Raw genomic sequence first — 23856 nt, 5'->3', positions numbered from 1 at the left:
GCGGCCTAAGATCAAGAACGAAGAAGGCCGCTGACCTGTCTGTGCAGGTCAGCGGCCTTGTTATCCAGCGCCCCTGGCAGGATTCGAACCTGCGACCTCGGGATTAGAAGTCCCTCGCTCTCTCCACTGAGCTACAGAGGCTGGAGGGGTGCGGGAGCGGCCACGATGCGTGGTCGCCCGCTGCCCCCACCGGACACATCGTCCGGAGTCGATCGTCCGTTTCCGCCCTACGGCCAAACGGGTGGCGGAAACGGGGTAAACGTGACGCGGATCACGTTCTAGGGGCCGTTGAGGCTCTCTCCACGAGGGAAACGTCGAGTCTCGTCGGCTGGGGCGGTCTGCTGCCGGCCAGCAGTTCCAGGGCCAGTTCGCCGGCTCGGCGGCCCTTGTCGGCCAGGGGTTGACGCACCGTGGTCAGCGGTGGGTCGCTGTAGGCCGCCTCGGGGACGTCGTCGAAGCCTGCGATCGACACGTCGGAGGGGACCGAAAGGCCTAGGTCGCGGGCGGCCCGGAGTGCGCCGAACGCCAGTTGGTCCGACGCGCACAGCAAAGCGCTCGGCCGGGGCGTGCGGGTGAGCAGCCACCGCGCGCCGAGACGTCCGAACTCGCGATCACTGCCGCGCGCCTCCCACACCGGAACATTGTCCGGTTGCACCCCGGCTTTTGCCAAAGTGTCCAGGTAGCCGGCCAGGCGGTCGCGGCTCACGCGGAACGGCACGGCCGATCGGCGGTCAGCGGAGACCGGGCCGGATGCGCCGTCAGGGTGAAGCGCGAACATCAGCACGCCGAAGCGGGTGTGGCCCAGGGACAGCAGGTGTTCCGCCGCGAGCGAGGTGCCCCGGTGGTCCTGGACCTCGACGCGTGCGGAGTCGGGCAGCTCGGGCTGGTCGATCACCACGAGTGGCAGGCCGCGGGCGGCCACGGCGTCCAGTGCCGGTGCGGAGTCGGGAAGTGAGTAGGCGACCATCACGTCCGCTTGCGCGCGCGTCACGATTGAGGGGCGTGGTCCGCCTGTGGTGTCGCCGGGCATGAGGACGAGGCTGTGGTCGTGGCCGTCCACGGTCTGTGCGAGGCCGTCGAGCACGATGGACAGCGCCGGATCCGTGAACGCCCCGCGGAGGCCCTGCGGCAGCATGAAGCCCACGGCGGCTGACAACCGTGTGGCCAGTGAGCGTGCAACGGGGTCTGGGCCCGCATAGCCCAGAGAGCGCGCCGTCTCGAGGATGCGTTCGCGCAACGACGACGAGAGTTGGTCGGGGCGGTTGTACGCGTTCGACACCGTTGCCCGCGATACCCCGACCGCGGCGGCGACGGTGTCCAGCGTCGGCCTGCGGCGGCGGTCGGAGTCCACGGACAGCATCGTAGGCGAGGAGGCGTAAGAAGGGAGTTGGCGACCCTGAAGCGCTTCAGTCATGCTGGGGGACATGTCCCCACGGCTCGTCACGTTCGTCGTCTTCCTGCTGAACGGCGCCGCCTTCGGCACTTGGGCCTCCCGCGTGCCCGCCCTCGCCGACCAGGTCGGTGCAGACGAGGGCGTCCTCGGGCTCGCGTTGCTCGGTGCGAGCGCCGGGCTGGCGTTCACCGCGCCCGTGGCGGCCCGGATCTGTGCCGTCTACGGGTCGCGAGGGGTGCTGATAGCGAGCACCCTCCTCTGTCCGCTCCTTCTGCCGGTGCTGGCGCTGTCGCAGTCGCCGTTGCAGATGGGGCTGAGCCTGGTCGCGTTGGGCGCGAGCGTCGCCGCAATGGACGTGTCGATGAACATCGCCGCCGTCACGGTCGTCCGCGACCTGCGGCGGCCGTTGATGCCGCAGTTCCACGCCGGCTTCAGCGTCGGCGGCCTCATCGGGTCGTTGGGCAGCGCTGCCGCCGCTCAGGCGCAGTGGACGCCCATGAGGCACTTCCTGGTTGCGGCGCTCATCGGCCTGATCGTCACGGCGATTGTGGCGAAGAGCATTCCCGGAGGAGTGGGGGAGCGGCATAGGCAAGAGGCCACCGAACGTGCCAGCGTCCTCAAGAGCCCTGTGTTGTGGTTGTTGGCGGCCGTGGCGTTGTGCAGTGCCATCGCGGAAGGGGCGACAGCGGACTGGTCGGCGTTGTTCATGGTGCGTGAGCGCGGTATGGGTGACGCGGCGGCGGCCTACGCTTATGCGGGCTTCTCGGTCACGATGGCGCTCGCACGGTGGTTCGGTGAGCCGGTGCAGCGGAAGCTCGGGCCGCACCGCCTGCTGGCCGCGGGTGGCGGGCTGGCCGCGACGGGGCTGGCGCTCACCGTCCTCGTGCCGGTCCCGGCCGCGGGTTACGCCGGGTTCGGGCTGGCCGGGCTGGGGCTCGCGTTCTCGTTCCCGGTGGTCATGGACCTGGCGGGCGAGGCGGGCAAGCGCGCGGACGGCAGCGGTGGGGCACGCGAGCTGGGGCTGGTGACGACGATCGCCTACACCGGGTTCCTCGCAGGGCCGCCGATCGTGGGCGGGCTCGCGCACGTGAGCTCGCTCGTGCTGTCGCTCGGGTTCGTGGCGCTGGTCACCGCGCTCATCATCCCCGCGACCTGGCTCGCGAAACGGGCTACGAGGCAGCCGGCAGGCGTTTGAGGGCGGTCTGGGCGACCGGTTCCAGCAGCTTCGTCGCCTGCGTGCCGGTCGAGGCCTTCTTGCTGATCGCGACCAGCAACGACTCGTTGCGCGACACCGCGATCGTGGCCGTGCACACCATGTTCTCGCCCTCCTGGCCGCAGGACAGCCACGTGGCGTGCTTGAGCGTCTGGACCTCGGAGCCCTTCGTCTGCCGGCTCTTCGACTCGTCGAACGACCGGTACGGCACCGCCACCATCACCTGGGCGTCCTCGTTCAGGACGAACAGGCACGAGTGGGGGATCTTGTCGTTCTGCGGGCTCGGCTTGTACTTGGGCGTGCCGATCGACTTCAGGTCGTCGTCGCCGATGAGCGTGCACGGGTCGACGTTCGCCGTCTTGCGCGGTGTCGCCACGGCGGGGCCGGGCGGCAACGGTGCGGCCACGGGATCGCCCTGGATGCTGTACGAGCAGCCGGCCAGGACGAACGCGACCACCAGCAGGAGGGGAGAACGGCTCACACAGGGCAACACTAGAGGGTGCGTAGGCTCCAGGCCGTGGCTATCGAGCGCTCGACCAGAACAGGTCTGATCCCACTCGTCGTCATCGGCTTCGCGGTGGCGGCGCTCGTCGCCGTCGCGCTGAGCGCGCTCTCGCCCAACCCGCCGGCCGGTCTGCTCGTCGTGCGCGTCCTCACCGAGGTGGGTGCGGTCGTGACCATCGGCTCGTTGCTGCTGGCGGCGTTCCTCGTGCCACCGCAGCAGTCCGGGAACCTCGCGGCCGACGGGTACGCGGCGTTGCGCACGGCCGGATGGGCGTCCCTGGTCTGGTTGGTCGGCGCGGTGCTGTCTGTGCCGTTCACCACTGCCTCGGCCATCGACCGGCCGGTGTCGTCGTTCACGGTCACCCAGATGATCGACACGTCGATGTTGCTGGAGCAGTCGAAGGCGTGGGCGCTGACGGCGATCGTCGTGGCGCTGCTCGCGCTCGGCTGCCGGCTGGTGCTGTCGTGGGGCTGGACCGCGGTCCTGCTGTTCGTGGCGATCTTCGCGCTGGTGCCGGTCGCGGTCACCGGCCACTCGTCGTCGGGTGGTTCGCACGACATGGCCACCAACAGCCTGTTGTGGCACCTCGTCGCCGTGGTGCTGTGGGTGGGCGGTCTGATCGCATTGCTCGCACACGGGCGCCGTGGCGGTGCGCACCTGCCGCTGGCCGCGTCCCGCTTCTCGAAGCTGGCGCTGGTCTGCTGGATCGTCCTGGCCGTCTCCGGCGTGGTGAACGCGCTGGTCAGGATCACGCCCGGCGACCTCGTGACCTCCACCTACGGCTGGCTGACGCTCGGCAAGATCGCCTGCCTGGTGGTGCTCGGCGTGTTCGGGTACTTCCAGCGCGAACGCGGCGTGAAGGGCGTGGTCGACGGCCGGCCCGCGGCGCTGCTGAAGCTCGCGGGCGTCGAGGTCCTGCTGATGATGTTCACGATCGGGCTCGCCGTCGCGCTCGCCAGGACACCTCCGCCGACCGGCAGCGTCGCGCTGCCCAGCCGCACCGAGATCGCCATCGGCTACGAGCTCGACGGGCCGCCGACCCTGGCGCGGATCCTGTTCGACTGGCGGTTCGACCTCATCTTCGGCACGGTCGCGGTCATCCTCGCCGTGCTCTACGTGCTGGGCGTGCGCCGGCTCACCAAGCGCGGCGACAAGTGGCCGGTCGGGCGCACCGCCGCGTGGCTGTGCGGGTGCTTCTCGCTGCTGTTCGCGACGTCGTCGGGCATGGGCCGCTATTCGCCCGCGATGTTCAGCGTGCACATGGAAGCGCACATGGTGCTGTCCATGCTCACGCCGATCCTGTTCGTCCTGGGCGGCCCGGTGACGCTCGCGTTGCGCGCCCTGCCGGTGAGCAAGGAGGTGCCGGGGCCGCGGGAGTGGGTCCTGGCGTTCGTGCACTCGCCGGTCGCGCGTCTGCTCACGAACCCGTTCGTGGCGCTGGCGTTGTTCGTCGGCTCGTTCTACGCGCTGTACTTCTCGGGGCTGTTCGAGGCCGCGCTGCCGTTCCACTGGGCGCACCTCGCCATGAACGCCCACTTCATCCTCGCCGGCTACGTCTTCTACTGGCCCGTGATCGGCGTGGACCCGTCACCGAACAAGCTGCCGCCGCTGGGGCGGTTGGGCCTGTTGTTCGCGTCGATCCCGTTCCACGCGTTCTTCGGCGTCGTGCTGATGAGTTCGCAGAACGTCATCGGCGAGCAGTTCTACCGCGGGCTGGCGCTGCCGTGGGTGCAGGACCTGCTGGAGGACCAGCGGCTCGGCGGCGGCATCGCGTGGGCGGCGGGGGAGCTGCCGTTGCTGGTGGTGATGGTGGCCCTGCTCACGCAGTGGGCCCGGCAGGACGGCCGGGACGCGAAGCGGTTGGACCGCAAGGCCGACGCCGATGGCGACGCCGACCTCGAGGCCTACAACGCGATGCTGCGGAAGATGTCCGGGAAGGACTAGAGCGACAACGGCCTGCGGAAGCCGCGGACCGCGAAGAACGCTCCGATGGCGGCGATCACGCCGCTCGTGACCAGTGCGCCGGCCACGCCCGTGACGGGGTGGGCGAGTGCGAGGCTGCGGGCGGCGTCGACCGCGTAGGTCAGCGGGTTGACCTTGGCGACCGCCTGCAACCAGCCCGGCAGGCCGTTGATCGGCACGAACGCGCTGGACGCGAACATCAGCGGGAACATCGCGAGGAAGCCGACGGTCTGCATCAGCTCGGCCTTGCGCACCCACGCCGCGATCGCGATGAACACCCAGCTCAGCGCCCACCCCACGACCAGCGCGAGTCCCAGCGCCGCGAGCGTGCCGAGCACACCGCCGTCGGGCCGGAACCCGAACACCAGCACGCCGAACGCGATCATCAGCACGAGCTGGAACGCGGTCCGCACGGCGTCGGAGAGGTTGCGTGCCAACAGAACCGTGCTGGGCCTGATGGGCAGCGAACGGAACCGTGCGAGCACACCGTTCGACATGTCCTGCACGAGCCCGATGCCGGACGCGAGAGAGGACTGCATCGCGGTGTTCACGAGGATCGCGGGCAGCAGGAAGTTGATGTAGCTCATGCCCGGCGGGAAGTTCGCCGTCGAGGTGATGCTGCTGAAGATCTGGCTGAACAGCGTCAGCATGATCAACGGCTGCAGGATGCTGAAGAACACCAGCGCGGGCGTGCGCAGCAGTGCGCGCAGCGAACGGCCGGTCAGCACGAGAACCTGTGTCGGGTAGCTGCTGCCGTGCCAGGTCAATGTCGCCATGATTTCCCCCTAGTTCGCGGCGAGCGTGAGGTAGACGTCGTCCAAAGTGGGCTCTTTGAGGCCGATCTCGTGTGCCTCCAAGCCGTTGTCGTCCAACGCGCGCACGACCGTCGCAAGGTCGCATGAGGCGCTGACGGGAGTGGTGAGCGTGAGGCCTTCTGCGACCGGGTGGAGGCCGACCGAGGTGATCGCCCGCACCGCGGTGTCCACATCGGACGCCGAGTCGAGCGTCACGGTCACCGTGCGCTGGCCGACCTGGGCCTTGAGCTCCGCGGACGTGCCGGACGCGACGACCTTGCCGTGGGACAGCACGGTGATCGAGTGGGCGAGCCGGTCGGCCTCGTCCAGGTACTGCGTCGTGAGCAGCACGGTCGTGCCGTCCGCGACGAGCTTCTCGACGATCTCCCACATCGCGAGGCGGCTGGCCGGGTCGAGACCGGTGGTCGGCTCGTCCAGGAACAGCACCTCGGGGCGGCCGACCAGCGACGCGGCCAGGTCGAGGCGGCGCCGCATGCCGCCGGAGTAGGTCTTGGCGTTGCGCCTGGCCGCGTCGGTGAGGTCGAACTGCTCCAGCAGCTCGTCCGCGCGCTGGTGGGCCTGCCGTCCGCTGGCACCGAGCAGGCGTGCGATCAGCACGAGGTTGTCGTGGCCGCTCAGCTGTTCGTCGACGGCGGCGAACTGGCCGGTGAGGCCGATCCGGCTGCGCACCTCGTGGCCCTGCTTCACGACGTCGAAGCCGGCGACCCGCGCGTCGCCACCGGTGGGCGGCAGCATGGTCGTGAGGATGTTGACCAGCGTGGTCTTGCCGGCGCCGTTGTGGCCGAGCAGGCCCAGCACGGTGCCCTTCCTGGCGGTGACGCTCACGCCGTCGAGCGCGGTCACGTCACCGAACTTCTTGCTGACCTCGTGGGCCTCGATCATGAGCTCACTCATGTGTTCCCCCTTTGAGCGCGCCGTGCAGGAAGAGCTCGACGATGGCGGCGGGTTCGGCTTCTGTCTCGCCGAAGCCCGCGCCCATGCGGTTGGTGAAGACGGCGCCGAGCAGCATCCGCCCGGCGAGGTCGGGGCTGACGCGCAGATCCGCGTCGCCGAAGAGCTCCGCGACCGCGTCCGACAGCTGCTGCATGCCGATGGGCGGTCCCTTGTGCTTCTTGTGGTCTTCGTCGTGCGGTCGGTAACCCGTCTCGCGCAACGTGCCGATGAGGCCCCACATGCGGTCCAGGTAGCCGCTGAACGTGGCGACCCCCGCGGTCAGGCGTTCCTCCAGCGGTGCGTCCGCCGGGATCGCCGCGAGCCGGGCGACCTCCTCGTCGGAGTGCAACGCGCGCTGGACGCACGCGTCCAGCAGCTCCGCCTTGTCCCTGAAGACGCGGAACACCGTGCCCTCCGCGATCCCGGCCGCGGCGGCGATCTGGCTGGTGGTGACGTTCGCGCCGGCCTTGACGACGAGCGGCAGCGTCGCCTGGACGATCGCTTCGCGGCGGTCTTCCGGGCTCATCGCCGGGGCGCGGCGGCGGCGTGGTTCCTCTGGCACGTCCGCCACTGTATGAGTGAGTACTCACTCATGTCAATGAGTGGGCGCTCACTCACTCGCGCTGGTCGAGCGGCGCACTAGCACACGGGACCGACAATTCCCCGGTCCGAGGCGGTTCAAGATCCCGACCTGTCCACAACCCGCGAGTAGTCCACAGATCCCCGTCCACGCCACCACCCCGCCCCGCCACCGGAGCAACCTGGACCCGCAACCCCTCGACCTGGAGGCGAGTCCCATGGCCTGGAATTCCACCGTGATCACCGTTGTTGGCACCGTGGTCGGCGACGTCAGCCACCGCGTCGGCGAGGACGGCAGGAGCAACGCCTTCTTCCGCATCGCCTCGACCGAGCGCCGGTACAACACCGCGATCGGCGACTGGGAGGACGGCGAGACCCTGACGCTCGGGGTCACGTGCTGGCGCAAGCTCGCCGACACCGTGCGCACCGCGGTCGGCAAGGGCGATCCCGTGGTGGTCCAGGGCAGGCTCCGGACACGGGTCTACGAGAAGGACGACCAGAAGAAGACCGTGCTGAACGTGGACGCGAGCACCATCGGGCTCGACCTCAGCCGGGTCCAGTCCCTGGGCGCTGCCACGGTTGTAGAACCGCGAGTGAGCGAAGATCTCGCGGGGAACCCGGCCGTGGCGACCGCACCGTTCTGATCTTGCGCCGATCGGGGCAACTCGTACCGGAGTTCGGGAACCCGCACGATCCGGCGGTACCGCCGGAGATGATGTACGCACTGCGATCCGAGAAGGAGGGAAGCTCGTAGATCGGGCCGACGAGGACCGATCGCCGAGGGTCGTTCACGTTCGAATGGAATGAGCTGGTCACCGTCTCGCGTGCCGCTCGATCCGGACCTGGACACCTGCTTGTCGGCGACCGAGGTCAACGGCCTCCGGGCACCGCTCTACGATCGCCGCCATGGCCGAGTTCATCTACACCATGAAAAAGGTGCGCAAGGCGCACGGTGACAAGGTCATCCTCGATGACGTCACGATCATGTTCTACCCCGGCGCGAAGATCGGTGTGGTCGGTCCCAACGGCGCCGGCAAGTCGAGCGTGCTCAAGATCATGGCGGGGTTGGACACGCCCAACAACGGCGAGGCGTACCTGTCGCCCGGCTACACCGTGGGCATCCTCCAGCAGGAGCCGCCGCTCAACGAGGAGAAGACCGTCCTCGGCAACGTCCAGGAGGGCCTGGGCGAGATCAAGGTGAAGCTCGACCGCTTCAACGAGATCGCCGAGCTGATGGCGACCGACTACTCCGACGAGCTGATGGAGGAGATGGGCAAGCTCCAGGAGGAGCTCGACCACGCCGACGCGTGGGACCTCGACTCCCAGCTGGAACAGGCGATGGACGCCCTGCGCTGCCCGCCCCCGGACGCCGACGTCACCAAGCTCTCCGGTGGTGAGCGCCGCCGCGTCGCGCTGTGCAAGCTGCTGCTGAGCAAGCCCGACCTGCTGCTGCTCGACGAGCCCACCAACCACCTGGACGCGGAGAGCGTCCTGTGGCTGGAGCAGCACCTCGCGCAGTACGCCGGCGCCGTGCTCGCCGTGACCCACGACCGGTACTTCCTGGACAACCTGGCCGAGTGGATCCTCGAGATCGACCGCGGCCGGACCCACCCGTACGAGGGCAACTACTCCACCTACCTGGAGAAGAAGGCCGAGCGGCTCGCGGTCCAGGGCAAGAAGGACCAGAAGCTGCAGAAGCGCCTCAAGGACGAGCTGGAGTGGGTGCGCTCCGGCGCCAAGGCCCGCCAGGCCAAGTCCAAGGCGCGTCTCGACCGCTACGAGGAGATGGCGGCCGAGGCGGAGAAGACCCGCAAGCTCGACTTCGAGGAGATCCAGATCCCGCCGGGCCCGCGTCTGGGCAGCGTCGTGGTCGAGGTCGACAAGCTGAAGAAGGGCTTCGGCGACCGGGTCCTGATCAACGACCTGTCGTTCACGTTGCCGCGCAACGGCATCGTCGGCGTCATCGGTCCGAACGGCGTCGGCAAGACGACGCTGTTCAAGACCATCGTCGGTCTCGAGGAGCCGGACGCCGGCACCGTGAAGGTCGGCGAGACGGTCCTGCTGTCCTACGTCGACCAGAACCGCGGCGGCATCGACCCGAAGAAGAACGTGTGGGAGGTCGTGTCCGGCGGGCTCGACTACATCCACGTCGGCAACGTCGAGATGCCGTCCCGCGCGTACGTCAGCGCCTTCGGCTTCAAGGGTCCTGACCAGCAGAAGCCCGCGGGTGTGCTGTCCGGCGGTGAGCGCAACCGCCTGAACCTCGCGCTCACGCTCAAGCTCGGCGGCAACCTGATCCTGCTGGACGAGCCGACGAACGACCTGGACGTCGAGACCCTGGGCTCGCTGGAGAACGCGCTTGAGCAGTTCCCCGGCTGCGCCGTGGTCATCTCCCACGACCGGTGGTTCCTCGACCGCGTCGCCACGCACATCCTCGCGTGGGAGGGCACGGACGAGGACCCGTCGAAGTGGTACTGGTTCGAGGGCAACTTCGAGGGGTACGAGAAGAACAAGCTCGAGCGCCTGGGTGCCGACGCCGCGAGGCCGCACCGCGTCACCTACCGCAAGTTGACACGGGACTGAGAGGGCAACGGCGACGTCGTGGCGGCGAGGGGCGAGACGCAGGCGAACGTCGAGGTGAGCACGCTGGCCGTGCCCGCCTGGCGGCTGCGTTGGCGGGCACCGGAGCTCGCTCTGGTGCTGGGTGAGCGCGTGCTGGCGCTCACCTCCGCTCGTCAGGACGACGCCGAGCGGTTGCGGGCCGAGGCGCTCGTGGTCTTCGCGGGCAACCGCGTGGGCCGCGGCGTCCGGGTCGCCGACCGGGCACTCGACGCGCTGAAGGCGGCCGAGGCCGCCGGGGACCAAGAGACGGCGTGGCTGCTGCGGGTCGAGCTGGCGGCGTGCGCGCGTGCCGTGGGCGCGCCGCTGACCGGGTTCGCAGCCGTCATGCCCGTCCTGGAGGCGGCGGACGTGCCCGCGGAGCTGCGGGCGTCCGCTCTCGTGCAGGCCAGCGAGTGCCTGGTCACCGTCGGCCGCGGCGACGAGCCGACCCGCGCGCTCGCCGAGGCCGACCAGCTCTACGTCGCCGACACCGAGCTCGACGAGGACATGCGGCTGGTGCTGCGCGGTCTCATCCGCGCCGTGCAGGCCGCGCAGCACCGCCGGTGGGGCGACATCGCCGCCGCCATCGGTGCCGCACGCGAAGGCCTCGACCTGCTGAGCCGGCTCGCCGACCAGTCAGCGGACAGCGGCCAGGCGCACGGCCGGCTGACGCTGGAGCTGGCGCTCGCGTTGATGGACGCGAACCGCATGCTCGACGCGACCGAGGTCGGCGCCCCACTGCTCGACCGCCCGGTGCGCGCACCGGGCGCCTCCACCGCGGGCTGGCTCCGCCTGGCCCTCGCCACGCGGGTGCACCTGCCCGCCGGCCGGGTCGCCGTGGCCCGCGACATGCTGCGCGACGCCGCGACCAGCGCCGAACGCCACCAGCTCGACACGGTGCTCGCCGAGAGCCTGCTGGCGCTGGCGCACGTGCACGAGGTGGCCGGTGACCTCGCCGACGCGCTCACCAACCTCCGTTCCGCCCACGCCGCGGAACGCCGCCGTGCCCGCGCCGTCTACGCCGTGCGCGCCCGGTTCGCCGCCGAGTTCTCCGGCGTCCACCGCCAGCCCGCCGACCTGCACCGGCAGCTCGCGGACCTGCTCCGCCCGATCGAGGGCATGACCAGGCCCGCCGACGGCCTCCTGCCCGCCGCCCTGAAGCAGCAGCTCCGGCAGTGGCGCCCGGTCCAGGTCCGCAAGGCGGACGGCCTGAAGGTCAAGCGGGCACGCCGGGCTGCCGAAGACATGACCGTGGAGGGTTTGTCCGCGGCACGAGCACACGCCGCCGATCGCTGGCGCTTGGTCCAGCCCTTCGGCGAGCCCGGCGACAAGACGCCGGACCCGGTCGAGCCGCCACCCGTCTCCGAGCGCACGGTTCCCGCGTCCGGTCTCATCGCCTCGGCCGGCGCCATGGTCAGCGGCCGCCGCCGTGCCGCCCGCGTTGCCGCCGGCGAGATCGAGGACACACCTGCCGCCGCCACCGAGGTCATCCCCGTCATCCCCGCGTCGCCCGAGGATGCCCCGTCGGCGAATCCCGCGCCGGCCGAGCCGCAGCTGAGCGCCGACCAGGAGCGCAAGCGCAAGGTCGAGCAGCAGCTCATGGAGTTGCAGCGCGAGGCCCGCCGCCAGATCGAGGCAGAACGCGCGGCGCGCGCCGAGGAGCGCGCCAAGGTCGAACGCGAGGCCCGCCAGGCCGCCGAGGAGGCCGCCCGCCAGGAGGCTGCCCGCCAAGAGGCCGCTCGCCGGGAGGCTCAGCGCCGGGAAGCCGCGCGGCAAGAGGCGGCCCGCCAGCAAGCTGCTCGGGAGGAAGCCGCCCGGCAGGAAGCGGCCCGGCAGGAGGCGGCCCGTCAGGAGGCGGCCCGTCAGGAGGCCGCCCGGCAGGAAGCCGCTCGCCAAGAGGCGGCCCGGCAAGAGGCGGCCCGGCAGGAGGCGGCCCGGCAGGAGGCGGCTCGCCAGGAGGCGGCGCTTCAGGAGGCCGCTCGCGAGGTCGCCGCCCGTGAGGCCGCCCGCGTCGAAGCTGCCCGAGCCCAGGCCGCCCGCGTGGAAGCGGCTCGGCAGGAGGCCGCCCGCCTGGAAGCAGCGCGCCAGGAGGCTGCGCGTCAAGAGGCCGTGCGCGAAGAAGCCGCGCGTCAGGAAGCCCTCCGCGCCTCCGCGGAACGCGAGGAGGCCGCACGGCAGGAGGCTGCGCGCCACGAGGCAGCAAGGCAGGAGGCGGCCCGGCAGGAGGCGGTGCGGCACGAGTCCGCTCGTCACGAGGCTGCGCGGCAGGAGATACCGCGGCAGGAGGCAGCGCGCCGGGAAGCGGCCCTTCACCAGGGTTCGCACCAGGAGAGTGCGAGCCAGGAAGCCGCTCTCAAGGGTGCTGCTCGCGCGGCCGCCGACAGCGACACCGCCGGTGGCGACACCGCCGGTGGCGACACCGCTTATCCGGACACCGCATCTCCGGACGGCACGGCCTCCGGGGTCGGCGTCGCGGACCCCGACCGCCAGGCCACCCTGCGCACCAGGTCGCCGTTCGCGCAGCCGCCGTTCGTGCCCTCCTCGCAGGAGGAGAGCGTCCTCGACAAGCTCAAGGCGCAGGGCCTGCGCGCCGGTGGTCGCCGCCGTGCCCCCGACGCCACCCGTTCGGCGCCGGTCGAGTCCGAGGCGGACGCCCCGTCGTGGCGCGTCGACCCCCCGAACCGGCTGCGCGACGAGCGCGTTCCCGGCTACTCCGCAGACGCTGCGGACCCCGGTACGTCCCAGTCCTTCTTCGCGGACCTCTCCACGAGTCCGCCCGCGCAAGCGGCCTCCGATGAGCCGTCAGGCCCTCCGGAGACCACCGGCCCGAACCTCTTCGGCGACCCCGACCAGCCGGACCGCACCGCCCGCCCCGGCCTGGCGGCGGCCTTCTCCCGCCCGCCGGCCGCTCCCGACTTCGGTCCGCACGTCGACGACCCGGCCTACCCGCTCTTCACCCCGGCATCAGGCTTCCCGGCGGCCGAGCCGACACCGCCCCCGGCCCCCGAACCGGCTGAGCCGGACCTGGACCCGCAGGACCTGGACCTGCCGGATTTGAGCCTGCCGGACCTGAAGCTGCCCGAGCTCACGCTGCCGGAACTCGACTTCAGCTCCCTCGACCTCGGTGACCTCGCGGCGCGCTCGCAGTCCGCCAAGCCCGACTGGTCGACGTCCTCGATCCCACACCCGGAGCCCGCCGAGCCGCCGGACCCCTCCCAGCCCCGCCCCACCCCGGAGCACGAGCCGGAGCCGGTGCCGCCCGTCCCGGACCCGGTGCCGTCCGTCCCCGTGCCGGACGAGGTCCCGCGGCCCTCCGAGCCGGACCTGCTGACGAACACGTTCCTGAGCGCTGCCGACGTCGACGACGACCTCGCCGACCTCCCGACCGCTCCTGTCCAGCTCCACCCCGACGCGCACACGGCCCGGACCCCGCGCTCCGCCGGGTTCTCGTCCGCAGTTGCCGCACCGTCGGAGCAGGGCCTGGGCGAAACGGCAGGACCGGGCGTCGAGGCCGACCCCGCCGCGGCGACCGAAGCCGTCGGTTCGCCCGCTCCGGTGGAGGACACGCCCGCGAAGCCGTCGAACGGCCGCCCGAGCAGCCGCCGCAAGCCGAGTGACCTGAGCCTGGCCGACCTCCTGGCCGAGGCCCTGGTCGCCTACGAGACCGGTCGCCGCGAGGACGAGGAACAGTTCCAGGCCGCCGACCTGGCCACTGAGGACTGGTCGACAGTGGACGGTGACCAGCCGACGCCCGCAGTGCCGCTCGGCCAGGACGAGCCGCAGCCGGGCCTCCCGTCCACGCAGGACCAGACACCGCCCGCGTTTCCGCTGATCCCGGACCAGCCACTGTCGGACGGCTACCCGCTGATCCCGGACCAGCCGACCGGTGCTCCGGCACCGGGTGAGTCCGGCTTGCCGTTCATCCCCGGCCAGCCGCTGCCGCCCGACCTGGCGCTGCCCCAGCTCCCGGTACCGGAACCCTCTCCGGTCCAGGAGCAGCCCCTCCCGTCCGGCGACGGTACGCCGTTCGGCTCCGGTCGACCGTCGTTCGCCGACCAGCCGTTCGTCCCCGGCCACCTGCTGGGCTCCGGGCAGCAGTTCGGCGCGGAGCCGTCGTTCGGCTCGCCCGCGCCGCAGTTCGGGGCGAACGCGCAGTTCGGTCTGCCCGCGCTGCCCTCGACCGAACACCCCGTCCCGGCCGCGGACACGTCGGGGAACCCGCCCACGACCCCGCCCGGCGGCCTGTCGGTCGAGGCCAGCCGCGAGGAGACCACGGGCCCGATCGTCCCCGTGGGCACCGCGTCGGAGGAAGAGACCACCGGCCCGATCCGTCGCGTTCAGACCGACGGTGTTGGCGGCTGGACCCTGCCGGGTACCTAGGTCCGGCGAGAACAGATCCACTCAGGACTGCCGGGAGGACCCGGCGGTCGGTGGAAGGCCGCGCCGAACAGGTCGGCGGTGGTGCGCCGGCCCGGTTGTGAGAGGTGCGGAATGAGACAGAGGAACGGAGGTGTGGCGAGTGTCGCTCGTGCACGTCGTGGGATTGCGTCCACCATGCGGAATGCCTTGGGATCACTGATGAAGTGACTCGATTCAGCCCTCGATTCAGTGGTTCGACAGTGCCCCTCCCGTTGCCGGTGACGGCCGCCACCCCATCTAGGGTGGGGGCGGACCCGGCACACAGAGGTGCCGGATAGCGTGGAGTCGCCTGAAGATGACCTCGACTGGAGCCCCGACCCGAACCGACGACGTCTCCGCGGTGACCACCGCGGACGGCGGCAGTCGACCGGCCAGTCCTGAGCAGGTCCGTGACGAGCTGATCGAACGGGCCGCCGCCAATGCCCCCGAACTCGCTGATCTGATCCGCCTGTTCTACCGCCACGTGCCCGCCGAGGAAGTCAACGACGACGACCCGGTGGACCTGGTCGGTGCGGTGCGGTCGAACTACCGGCTGGCCGAGAGCCGCGTGCCCGGGAGGGCAGCGGTCAGGATCTTGAACCCGACCCGCTCGCAGGACGGCTGGCAGTGCCCCGTCACCGTGGTGCAGGTCGTGACCGACGACATGCCGTACCTGGTCGACTCGGTCGCGTCCGAGCTCACCCGCGGCGGTCTGCAGGTGCAGCGGGTGGTGCACCCGATCGTCGTGGTGCGCCGCGACCCGGTGACCGGTGAGCGCCTGGAGGTGCTGCCGACCGCGGACCCGGCCGATCCGCCGGCCGACGCGCTCGCCGAGTCGTGGATGAACATCGAGGTCGACCTCATCACCGACGCCGACCGGGCGCGGGAGCTGGAGTCCCGGCTGCTGTCGGTGCTGACCGACGTCCGCGAGGTCGTCGAGGACACCGACCGGATGGCGTCGACGGCGTTGCAGCTGGCCGACGAGCTGGACAAGGGCGCCTCCGACGAGGCGTCCGCGGATGCCGCGAAGCTCCTGCGGTGGCTCGCGGACGGGCACTTCACGTTCATGGGCTACCGGCAGTACGAGCTCGTGCAGGAGGACGACGACCCGGCGTTGCGGGCCGTGCTCGCGAGCGGGCTCGGGGTGTTGCGGCAGGACAGCCTCGCCGCGCGGAGCCTCACCGAGGGGCCGGACAACGGCGCGCAGGCGCTGAGCCCGAACCCGCTGGTGCTGACGCAGGCGAGTGCGCAGAGCAGCGTGCACCGCAGCGTCTACCCGTACTACGTGGGCGTGAAGACGTTCGACGGCGCCGGCAACGTGACCGGGGAGCACCGGTTCCTCGGCATCTTCAGCACCACGGCGTTGCACGAGGACGTGCTGGACATCCCGGTGATCGAGCGCCGCGTGCGCGACGTGATCCACCGCGCGGGCTTCCCGCTGCAGTCCTACTCGGGCCAGCGGATGCTGGAGGTGATCCAGAACTACCCGCGCACCGAGCTGTTCTCGGTGGACGAGGAGTGGCTCTACCAGACCACGACGGGGGTCATCGCCCTCGCGGAACGCCGCCGGCTGCGGCTGTTCCTGCGGCGCGACCCGTACGGCCGGTTCTTCTCCTGCCTGGTCTACCTGCCGCGCGACCGCTACACGACGACGAGCCGGCTGGCGATGCAGGAGGTGCTGCTCGCGGAGCTAGGCGGGCTGAACCTGGAGTACAGCGCGCGCATCGGCGAGTCGGCGCTGGCGCGGGTGCACTTCATGGTGCACACGGACCCGCACCGGACGCTGGAGCCGGACACGCACGCGATCCAGCTGAAGCTGGCCGAGGCCATCCGCAGCTGGGACGACCGCATGGTCGAGGCCGTCGTCGGCGACGACCTGGGCGCCGAGTCGGCCACGGAGCAGGGCCAGCGGTTCGCCGCGGTCTTCCCGGAGGCCTACAAGGAGGACTTCCCCGCCTCCACGGGCCTGGAGGACTACCGGCGCATCGAGGCGCTCGTGCAGGGCGACCTCGACATGGTGTTCTACGTGCCCGAGAACGCCGAGCCGGGGGAGCGGCGCTTCAAGCTGTTCGTGACCGGCGACGGCATCACGCTCTCGGACGTGCTGCCGATGCTGCAGCGCATGGGCGTGATCGTGGTCGACGAACGGCCGTACGAGATCGCGCGCGAGGACGGCGTGCAGTGCTGGATCTACGACTTCGGCCTGCGCATCGACAAGGCCGCGCTGTCGCAGCTGTCCGAGGCCGGCCTCGACAACGTGCGGGTGCGGTTCCAGGACGCGTTCGCCGCCGTCTGGCGCGGCGAGGCCGAGGTCGACCGGTTCAACTCGCTGGTGCTGCAGGCCGGGCTGACCTGGCAGCAGGCCGCGATGCTGCGCGCGTACGCGAAGTACCTGCGGCAGGCGGGCACGCCGTACTCGCAGGACTACATCGAGGACGCGGTGCTCAGCCACACGAGCGTGGCGATCGCGCTGGTCGCGTTGTTCGAGGCGCGGTTCGACCCGCGGCTCGACGACGCCACGCGCACCGACCGCACCGAGACCATGGTCGTCGAGACCGGCAAGCTGATCGACGACGTGACGAGCCTCGACGCGGACCGGATCCTGCGCAGCCTGCTCACGCTGATCAACGCCACGCTGCGGACGAACTACTTCTTCCGCGACGCCGACGGCAACGCCCGGCCGTACCTGTCGGTCAAGCTCGACCCGCAGGCCATCCCGGACCTGCCGGCACCGCGGCCGAAGTTCGAGATCTTCGTGTACTCGCCGCGCGTCGAGGGCGTGCACCTGCGCTTCGGCAGCGTCGCCCGCGGTGGTCTGCGCTGGTCCGACCGCCGCGAGGACTTCCGCACGGAGGTACTCGGCCTGGTCAAGGCGCAGGCCGTGAAGAACGCGGTGATCGTGCCGGTCGGCGCGAAGGGCGGGTTCGTGGTCAAGAAGCCGATCGCCCCGACGGGCGACCCCGGCATCGACCGCGAGAACTTCATGTCCGAGGGCATCGCCTGCTACAAGATGTTCATCTCGGGCCTGCTCGACCTCACCGACAACCTGATCAACAACGAGGTCGTGCCCGCGCCGCAGGTCGTGCGCTACGACGCCGACGACACCTACCTGGTCGTCGCCGCGGACAAGGGCACCGCGACGTTCTCCGACATCGCCAACGGCGTGTCGCAGAGCTACGGCTTCTGGCTCGGTGACGCGTTCGCCTCCGGTGGCTCCATCGGCTACGACCACAAGGCCATGGGCATCACGGCCAAGGGCGCGTGGGAGAGCGTGAAGCGCTCGTTCCGCGAGCTGGGCCTCGACACCCAGACCGAGGAGTTCACGGTCGTCGGCATCGGCGACATGAGCGGTGACGTGTTCGGCAACGGCATGATGCTGTCCGAGCACATCCGGCTCGTGGCCGCGTTCGACCACCGGCACATCTTCATCGACCCGAACCCGGTGGCGGCCACGTCGTTCGCCGAGCGGGTGCGGCTGTTCTCCGTGCCGCGCTCGTCGTGGGACGACTACGACCGCTCGCTGATCAGCGAGGGCGGCGGCGTCTTCCCGCTCACGGCGAAGTCGATCCCGATCTCCGAGCAGGTCCGCGTCGCACTGGGGCTGCCGGAGGGCGTGCAGAAGCTGTCCCCGCCGGAGCTGAAGAAGGCCATCCTGCTCGCGCCGGTCGACCTGCTGTGGAACGGCGGCATCGGCACGTACGTGAAGGCGTCCATCGAGTCGCACGCCGACGTCGGCGACAAGGCGAACGACTCGATCCGCGTCAACGGCGCCGACCTGCGGGTCAAGGTCATCGGCGAGGGCGGCAACCTGGGGCTGACCCAGCGCGGCCGCATCGAGTTCGCGCGCACCGGCGGCAAGGTCAACACCGACGCGCTCGACAACTCCGCCGGCGTCGACTGCTCCGACCACGAGGTCAACATCAAGATCCTGCTGGACCACCTGGTCCGGGAGGGGTCGCTGGAGCAGCAGCAGCGCAACGAGGTCCTCGCCGAGATGACCGACGAGGTCGGCCGGCTCGTGCTGGCGGACAACTACTCGCAGAACAACGTGCTGGGCGTCAGCCGGGCGCACGCCGCCCCGATGCTGTCGGTGCACGCGCGGCTCACGGCCGACCTGGAGGCCCGCGGCGCGCTGAGCCGCCAGCTGGAGGCGCTGCCGAGCCCGGCGGAGTTCAAGGCGCTGGAGAAGGCGGGCGAGGGCCTCACCTCGCCGGAGCTCGCGACGCTGCTCGCGTTCACGAAGCTCACGCTGAAGGAGGAGCTGCTCGCCAGCGACATCCCGACGATCGACACGTTCACCCGCAAGCTGCCGGACTACTTCCCGAGCCTGCTGCGCGAACGCTTCGGCGCCGCGATCCCGAACCACCCGCTGGCCAGGGAGATCATCACCACCGTCGTGGTCAACGAGGTCGTCGACGGTGGCGGCATCTCCTACGCGTTCCGCCTCGCCGAGGAGACGAGCGCCTCGGCCACGGACGCGGTGCGCGCGTACGCCGTGGTCACCCAGGTCTTCGACCTGCCGTCGATCTGGCGGGAGATCGAGGCGCTGGACACCGCGGTCTCGACGGACGTGCAGGACAGCATGGTCCTGGAGACCCGCCGCCTGCTCGACCGGGCGTCGCGCTGGCTGCTGTCGAACCGCCCGCAGCCGCTCGCGGTGGGCTCGACGATCAGCCGCTTCCGCGGCGTGGTGGAGCAGCTGAGCCCGTCGGCCTTCGACCTGCTGCAGGGCAAGGAGCTGGCGGTCGTCGCGGGCAAGGCCGAGCGGTACGTCGAACAGGGCGTTCCCGCGGAGCTGGCCCGCAAGGTCGCCGCGCTGCTCTACATGTACGGCCTGCTCGACGTCACCGAGATCGCCGAGCTGGCAGAACGCGAGTTCGGCCCGACCGGCGGAGCGGGCCCGGAGCGCACCCACCGGGAGACGGCCGAGCTGTACTTCGCGCTGTCCGACCACCTCGACATCGACCACATGCTGGACTCGGTGACGAGCCTGGAACGCGGCAACCGCTGGCACGCGCTGGCCCGGCTCGCGCTGCGCGACGACTTCTACACGTCGCTGCGGGCCATCTCGGTCGACGTGCTGAGGGCGAGCGACGAGGACGACACGGCGGCCGAGAAGATCGCCAAGTGGGAGCAGGCCAACGCCTCGCGCCTGGCCCGTTCCCGCGGCGCGCTGGAGGAGATCAACCGGGTCCACCAGCTCGACCTGGCCACGCTCTCCGTCGCCGCGCGGCAGGTGCGGAGCATGGTCCGCTAGCAGGCACGGACGACAGGGGCGCCGCGGAGGAGTTCTCTCCGCGGCGCCCCTGCCGTTCCACCCGTTCCGCGAGGGGACTCGCTCGTGATGCGGCGGGGTTTGCTCGGTAGGGTCCGTGCATGGGTGTCTTCGTCACTGGTGTGCGACCGCGGTGGTCGGACATGGATGCGTTCGGTCACATCAACCACGCGAAGACGGTGACACTGCTGGAAGAAGCCCGCATCGAGCTGCTGTTCACCGAGGCCGCCCGTCACGGGGTCAAGGAGATGGCCGAGGGCATGGTCGTGGCGCGGCTGGTGGTCGACTACCTCGCGCCGATCGTGTTCACCGGCGAGGAGATCGTCGTGGAGATGTCGGTGCGCGAGCTGCGGTCGGCGTCCTTCACCCTCGACTACGTGGTGCGGAGCGGCCGGGAAACGGGTAGCCCGGTGGTCGCCAAGGCGGAGACGCTGATGGCTCCCTACAACTTGACGACTGCGCGCCCGCGTCGTCTGACCGAGGCCGAACGCGACTTCCTCGCGGGTTGGCGTGCCGGAGGTAACGGTGCCTGAGCTGGTGTTGGCCGACGCGGCCGAGAGAGACGACCTCGGCGCGTTCGCCGCGCGCGCGGTGCGGCTGGACGGGCAGACGGTGGTGCGTCTGCGCAACCGCGACGAGGAGCTGCTGGACGCGTGGGTGGCGACGCCGTTCGACACGCTGGCCACGCGGACCGTTGCGGGGCAGGCGAACCCGGCGGACGTCACGGTGGCCGGGTCGGAGCTGCTGACCGGTCTCGCGGTGATGCGCGACGAGCGCATCGACCCGGGACCGGCCAAGGACCTGATGTGGCGCTCGGCCCTGCCGCCCGCGGAGGGCTGGCTGCTGGTGGACCGGTTACCGGTCGAGGTCGTCGCGAAGCTCGCGGACGAGGGCGTCGAGGTGGCGCGGGAGAACACCGGCCCGCAGGGCACGCCACCGGCCTCGCTGCTGGACCAGGTCGTGCTGACGGTGACCGGGTCCGGGCTGGACGTGAAGATCCCGCTGCGGTGCCTGTTCGCGTTGTCCGGCATGGGTTTCCTCGGTGAGGACGGCGAGGTGCGGGTGACCGCGACGGACTCGTGGCTGCGGATCGACGCGCGCTACGGGGCCGTGGTGCGGCGCCGGCACTCGATGCTGCCGCTGATCGTCTGACCCGCTACCGGCGGTCGAGGGCGACCTCCGGCCGGGCGGGCAACGCCAGCAACGACAGCCCGCCGAGCACCAGCAGCCCGCCGGCGACCGTGGCCGCGGTGATCTCCTCACCCAGCACCAGCACTCCCAGCGCGGTCGCCACGACCGGCTCGGCGAGCGTCAGCGTGGCCACGGTCGCGGCGGGCAGCACCTTGAGCCCGGCACCGAACAGCAGGTACGCCACCACCGTGGGCACCAGCGCCAGGTACAGGGCGATGCTGATGCCGCCGGTGGAGTCGAGGCCGCCCGGCCACCGCCAGATCAGCATCGGCACCAACACCAGCGCACCCACGCCGAACATGAGCCCCATCGCACCGTGGGAACGCTGGCCGTGCGCGATCAACCGCGACCCGGCCACCGTGTAGACGCCGTACCCGAGCCCGGCCAGCAACGACGCCGCCACCCCGAGCCACGACACACCGGTGCCGCCGCCGGTCAGCACCGCCACGCCCGCGACCGCCAGCGCCGTGGCGGCCAGCCAGCGCGCCGATGGCGTCCTGCGCGTGCTCAGCCACTCGACGACGCCCGCCCACACGGGCCCGGAGCCCAGCGCCACGACCGTGCCGACCGCGACCCCGCTCAGCCGCACACCGGTGAAGAACCCGATCTGGAAAGCGACGACCCCGACCGCTCCCGCGACCACGACGGGCCACGAGAAGCGGGTGCCGCGGTAAGCGCCCGACACCTGGGCGACGGCGAACAGGACCGCCCCGGCGAGCACGACGCGGGCAGCGCCCACCGCGAGCGGGTCGAGGCCACCGGGACCGAGCTCCTGCGCGGTCCCGGTCGTGCCGAACAGGACGGCGGCGGCGAGGACGGCGAGGACTCCACGGGAACGCACGCCCGCCATCCTCACCGGCCCCGCCGCCGCGGTCGAACGAATTGCGGTGTCAGACCAGCCACACGGCGGTGTCCGGCGGCAGCTGGTCGCCGTCCATCGGACCGGACGACAGCAGCACCCGGCCAGGGGGCAGCGGCACGGACGCGCCCGAGGTGTTCAGCGCGCAGATCAGCCCGCCGCCCTTGCGCCGGAACGCGAAGCAGCCCGCCGGGGCGCCGTACCACTCGAGCTCGTTGCCACCGAACGCCGGCGACGTCTTGCGGTGCTCCAGGGCCTCCCGGTACAGCGAGAGCATCGAGCCGGGGTCCTCCAGCTGCGCCTCCGCGGTGAGGTGGTCCCACTCGTTCGGCTGCGGCAGCCAGGTGTTGACCGCGGTCGAGAAGCCGAACGGCGGGGCGGTGCCCTCCCACGGGATCGGCACCCGGCAGCCGTCGCGGCCGCGTTCGGTGTGGCCGGAGCGCTCCCAGGTCGGGTCCTGCAGGGCCCAGTCCGGCAGCTCGACGTTGGGCAGGCCCAGCTCTTCGCCGTTGTACAGGTAGATCACGCCGGGCAGGGCCAGCTCGACCAGCGTCATCGCCCGCGCGCGCTGCTCGCCCAGCGCACCGCCGCCGTAGCGGGTCACGTGCCGCACCACGTCGTGGTTGGACAGCGTCCACGCCGCGGGCGTGCCGCTCAGGGCCACCGCGGCCAGCGTGTGCTCGATCGCCGAACGGACGGCGTCGGCGTCGAAGCCGGCCTCGACCAGGCGGAAGTTGAAGCCCAGGTGCAGCTCGTCGGGGCGGACGTAGGCGGCGAAGCGCTCGTCGTCCTTCACCCAGATCTCGCCGACGGCCATGGTGCCGGGGTAGCCGTCCATGACCTTGCGGATCATGCGGTGGATCTCGTGCACGCCCTCGTTGTCGAACCGCGGGTCGTGCGCGTCGTCGCTCAGCACGCCCGGCGCCTGCGGGCGGATGTCCATGTCCGGCAGGCCCTCCGGCTTGGCCATGCCGTGCGCCACGTCGATGCGGAAGCCGTCGACACCGCGGTCGAGCCAGAACCGCAGCGTCTGCTCCAGGTCGGCGCGGACCTCCGGGTGCTCCCAGTTCAGGTCGGGCTGCTCGGGCGCGAACAGGTGCAGGTACCACTGGCCGTCCGGCACGCGGGTCCACGCGGGACCACCGAAGACCGACGTCCAGTTGTTCGGCGGCTGCGAGCCGTCGAAGCCGCGGCCCTCGCGGAAGATGTAGCGGGTGCGCTCCATGCTGCCGGGACCGGCCTGCAGGGCCTCCTGGAACCACTCGTGCAGGTCGCTCGTGTGGTTCGGCACCAGGTCGACGGTCACCCGGATGTTGTGCTCGTGCGCGTCCGCCACCAGCCGGTCGAACGCGGCCAGGTCGCCGAACAACGGGTCCACGTCGCGCGGGTCGGCCACGTCGTAGCCGTGGTCGGCCATGGGGGAGCGGTAGAACGGGGTGAGCCACAGGGCGTCGACACCGAGCAGTTCGAGGTAGCCCAGGCGGGACCGGATGCCGTCGAGGTCGCCGACGCCGTCGCCGTTGGAGTCGGCGAAGGAACGCACGTAGACCTGGTAGAAGACGGCGTCACGCCACCAACCGGACTCTTCGGCGATCTCGGGGCTGAGGTCGGAGGATCGTCGCACGGGGGGTCATCCTGCCATTCGTGTCGCTGCGTAAGGACCCGATCGGGTGATGGGCGATCAAGACCAGCTGTTCATCAGGCTGTTCGCGGCCATCTCCAGGTAGTCCCAGAGCTGCTTGCGGTGGGCCTCGTCGAGTCCGGCCTCGTCGACGGCGACCCTCATGCAGCGCAGCCACGCGTCCCGCTCGACCGGTCCGATCGTGAACGGCACGTGCCGCATTCGCAGCCGGGGGTGTCCCCGGTTCTCCGAGTACGTGTGCGGGCCGCCCCAGTACTGCATCAGGAACAGCCGCAGGCGCTCCTCCGCAGGTCCGAGGTCCTCCTCCGGGTAGAGGGGGAGCAGGACGTCGTCGGACTTCACCTCGTGGTAGAAGCGCGCGACGATGCGGCGGAACGTCTCCTCGCCGCCGACCTGTTCGAAGAAGCTGACCGGGTTGCCCACACACCCATCCTGACTCACGCGCGTGCGCGCGTGCAGGGCGCCCCGCCTGTTGTCTCGGTCATAGGCC

General features: G+C 71.0%; 16 protein-coding genes and 1 tRNA gene. 8 read left to right on the top strand and 9 right to left on the bottom strand.

What is annotated here, in order from left to right; genetic code table 11:
• Positions 1-68: 68 nt before the first annotated feature.
• Positions 69-141, bottom strand: a tRNA-Arg gene (locus ACVDFE_RS39370).
• Positions 142-271: 130 nt separating this feature from the next.
• A complete protein-coding gene (locus ACVDFE_RS39365; RefSeq protein WP_458433977.1) occupies positions 272-1360 on the bottom strand; it encodes a LacI family DNA-binding transcriptional regulator in 1089 nt (362 codons plus the stop codon).
• Between the two features lie 64 nt (positions 1361-1424).
• Between ACVDFE_RS39365 and ACVDFE_RS39360 the strand changes: the two genes are divergently transcribed.
• On the top strand, positions 1425-2588 hold the full coding sequence (locus ACVDFE_RS39360) for an MFS transporter (RefSeq protein WP_458433976.1): 1164 nt from the start codon (positions 1425-1427) through the stop codon (positions 2586-2588).
• On the opposite strand, the gene ACVDFE_RS39355 is transcribed toward ACVDFE_RS39360, so the two are convergent.
• The gene (locus ACVDFE_RS39355) at positions 2563-3087 is read right to left on the bottom strand and encodes a hypothetical protein (protein ID WP_458433975.1); all 525 of its coding nucleotides are present in this window, start codon (positions 3085-3087) and stop codon (positions 2563-2565) included. The genes ACVDFE_RS39360 and ACVDFE_RS39355 overlap by 26 nt on opposite strands.
• Before the next feature lie 36 nt (positions 3088-3123).
• Between ACVDFE_RS39355 and ACVDFE_RS39350 the strand changes: the two genes are divergently transcribed.
• Complete coding sequence (locus ACVDFE_RS39350) at positions 3124-5055, top strand: cytochrome c oxidase assembly protein (protein WP_458433973.1); 1932 nt, start codon at positions 3124-3126, stop codon at positions 5053-5055.
• Here the strand turns inward: ACVDFE_RS39350 and ACVDFE_RS39345 are convergent.
• The 3 genes from ACVDFE_RS39345 to ACVDFE_RS39335 are packed head-to-tail and all read right to left on the bottom strand — an operon-like array spanning position 5052 to position 7383.
• A complete protein-coding gene (locus tag ACVDFE_RS39345; protein WP_458433972.1) occupies positions 5052-5849 on the bottom strand; it encodes an ABC transporter permease in 798 nt (265 codons plus the stop codon). The two genes, ACVDFE_RS39350 and ACVDFE_RS39345, sit on opposite strands and share 4 nt — an antisense overlap.
• A 9-nt stretch (positions 5850-5858) precedes the next feature.
• Entirely contained in the window at positions 5859-6782 is a 924-nt protein-coding gene (locus ACVDFE_RS39340) for an ATP-binding cassette domain-containing protein (RefSeq protein ID WP_458433971.1), read from the bottom strand.
• Entirely contained in the window at positions 6775-7383 is a 609-nt protein-coding gene (locus ACVDFE_RS39335; protein WP_458433970.1) for a TetR/AcrR family transcriptional regulator, read from the bottom strand. Before ACVDFE_RS39335 ends, ACVDFE_RS39340 begins: the two co-directional genes overlap by 8 nt.
• 253 nt (positions 7384-7636) lie before the next feature.
• On the opposite strand from ACVDFE_RS39335, the gene ACVDFE_RS39330 reads away from it, so the two are divergent.
• From ACVDFE_RS39330 to ACVDFE_RS39305, 6 genes are all read left to right on the top strand, one after another.
• Complete coding sequence (locus ACVDFE_RS39330; RefSeq protein WP_360401895.1) at positions 7637-8044, top strand: single-stranded DNA-binding protein; 408 nt, start codon at positions 7637-7639, stop codon at positions 8042-8044.
• 262 nt (positions 8045-8306) lie between these two features.
• Positions 8307-9983, top strand: a complete 1677-nt coding sequence (gene ettA / locus ACVDFE_RS39325; protein ID WP_360401898.1) for an energy-dependent translational throttle protein EttA — start codon at positions 8307-8309, stop codon at positions 9981-9983.
• Between the two features lie 18 nt (positions 9984-10001).
• Positions 10002-14381 carry a hypothetical protein gene (locus ACVDFE_RS39320; protein WP_458433969.1) on the top strand — a complete coding sequence of 1460 codons (4380 nt, stop codon included), beginning with the start codon at positions 10002-10004 and terminating at the stop codon, positions 14379-14381.
• Positions 14382-14715: 334 nt separating this feature from the next.
• Positions 14716-19656 carry an NAD-glutamate dehydrogenase gene (locus ACVDFE_RS39315; protein ID WP_458433968.1) on the top strand — a complete coding sequence of 1647 codons (4941 nt, stop codon included), beginning with the start codon at positions 14716-14718 and terminating at the stop codon, positions 19654-19656.
• A 119-nt stretch (positions 19657-19775) separates the two neighbouring features.
• Positions 19776-20207, top strand: coding sequence for an acyl-CoA thioesterase (locus tag ACVDFE_RS39310; RefSeq protein ID WP_360401907.1), 432 nt, complete (start codon positions 19776-19778; stop codon positions 20205-20207).
• A complete protein-coding gene (locus ACVDFE_RS39305) occupies positions 20200-20826 on the top strand; it encodes a hypothetical protein (RefSeq protein ID WP_360401910.1) in 627 nt (208 codons plus the stop codon). Before ACVDFE_RS39310 ends, ACVDFE_RS39305 begins: the two co-directional genes overlap by 8 nt.
• Positions 20827-20830: 4 nt before the next feature.
• Here the strand turns inward: ACVDFE_RS39305 and ACVDFE_RS39300 are convergent, their stop codons facing one another.
• From ACVDFE_RS39300 to ACVDFE_RS39290, 3 genes are read right to left on the bottom strand one after another with little or no spacing between them, the layout of a single operon-like run.
• On the bottom strand, positions 20831-21706 hold the full coding sequence (locus tag ACVDFE_RS39300) for a DMT family transporter (RefSeq protein ID WP_458433967.1): 876 nt from the start codon (positions 21704-21706) through the stop codon (positions 20831-20833).
• Between the two features lie 49 nt (positions 21707-21755).
• Entirely contained in the window at positions 21756-23348 is a 1593-nt protein-coding gene (locus tag ACVDFE_RS39295) for a glycoside hydrolase family 13 protein (protein ID WP_360401916.1), read from the bottom strand.
• 57 nt (positions 23349-23405) lie between these two features.
• Positions 23406-23789: a globin gene (locus ACVDFE_RS39290; RefSeq protein WP_360401919.1), complete on the bottom strand. Its 384-nt coding sequence runs from the start codon at positions 23787-23789 to the stop codon at positions 23406-23408.
• Between the last annotated feature and the right edge of the window lie 67 nt (positions 23790-23856).

The organism is Lentzea chajnantorensis, from assembly GCF_054300775.1.
The sequence above is the reverse complement of the archived record's forward strand: the minus strand, read 5'-3'. Positions and strand labels throughout refer to the sequence as shown.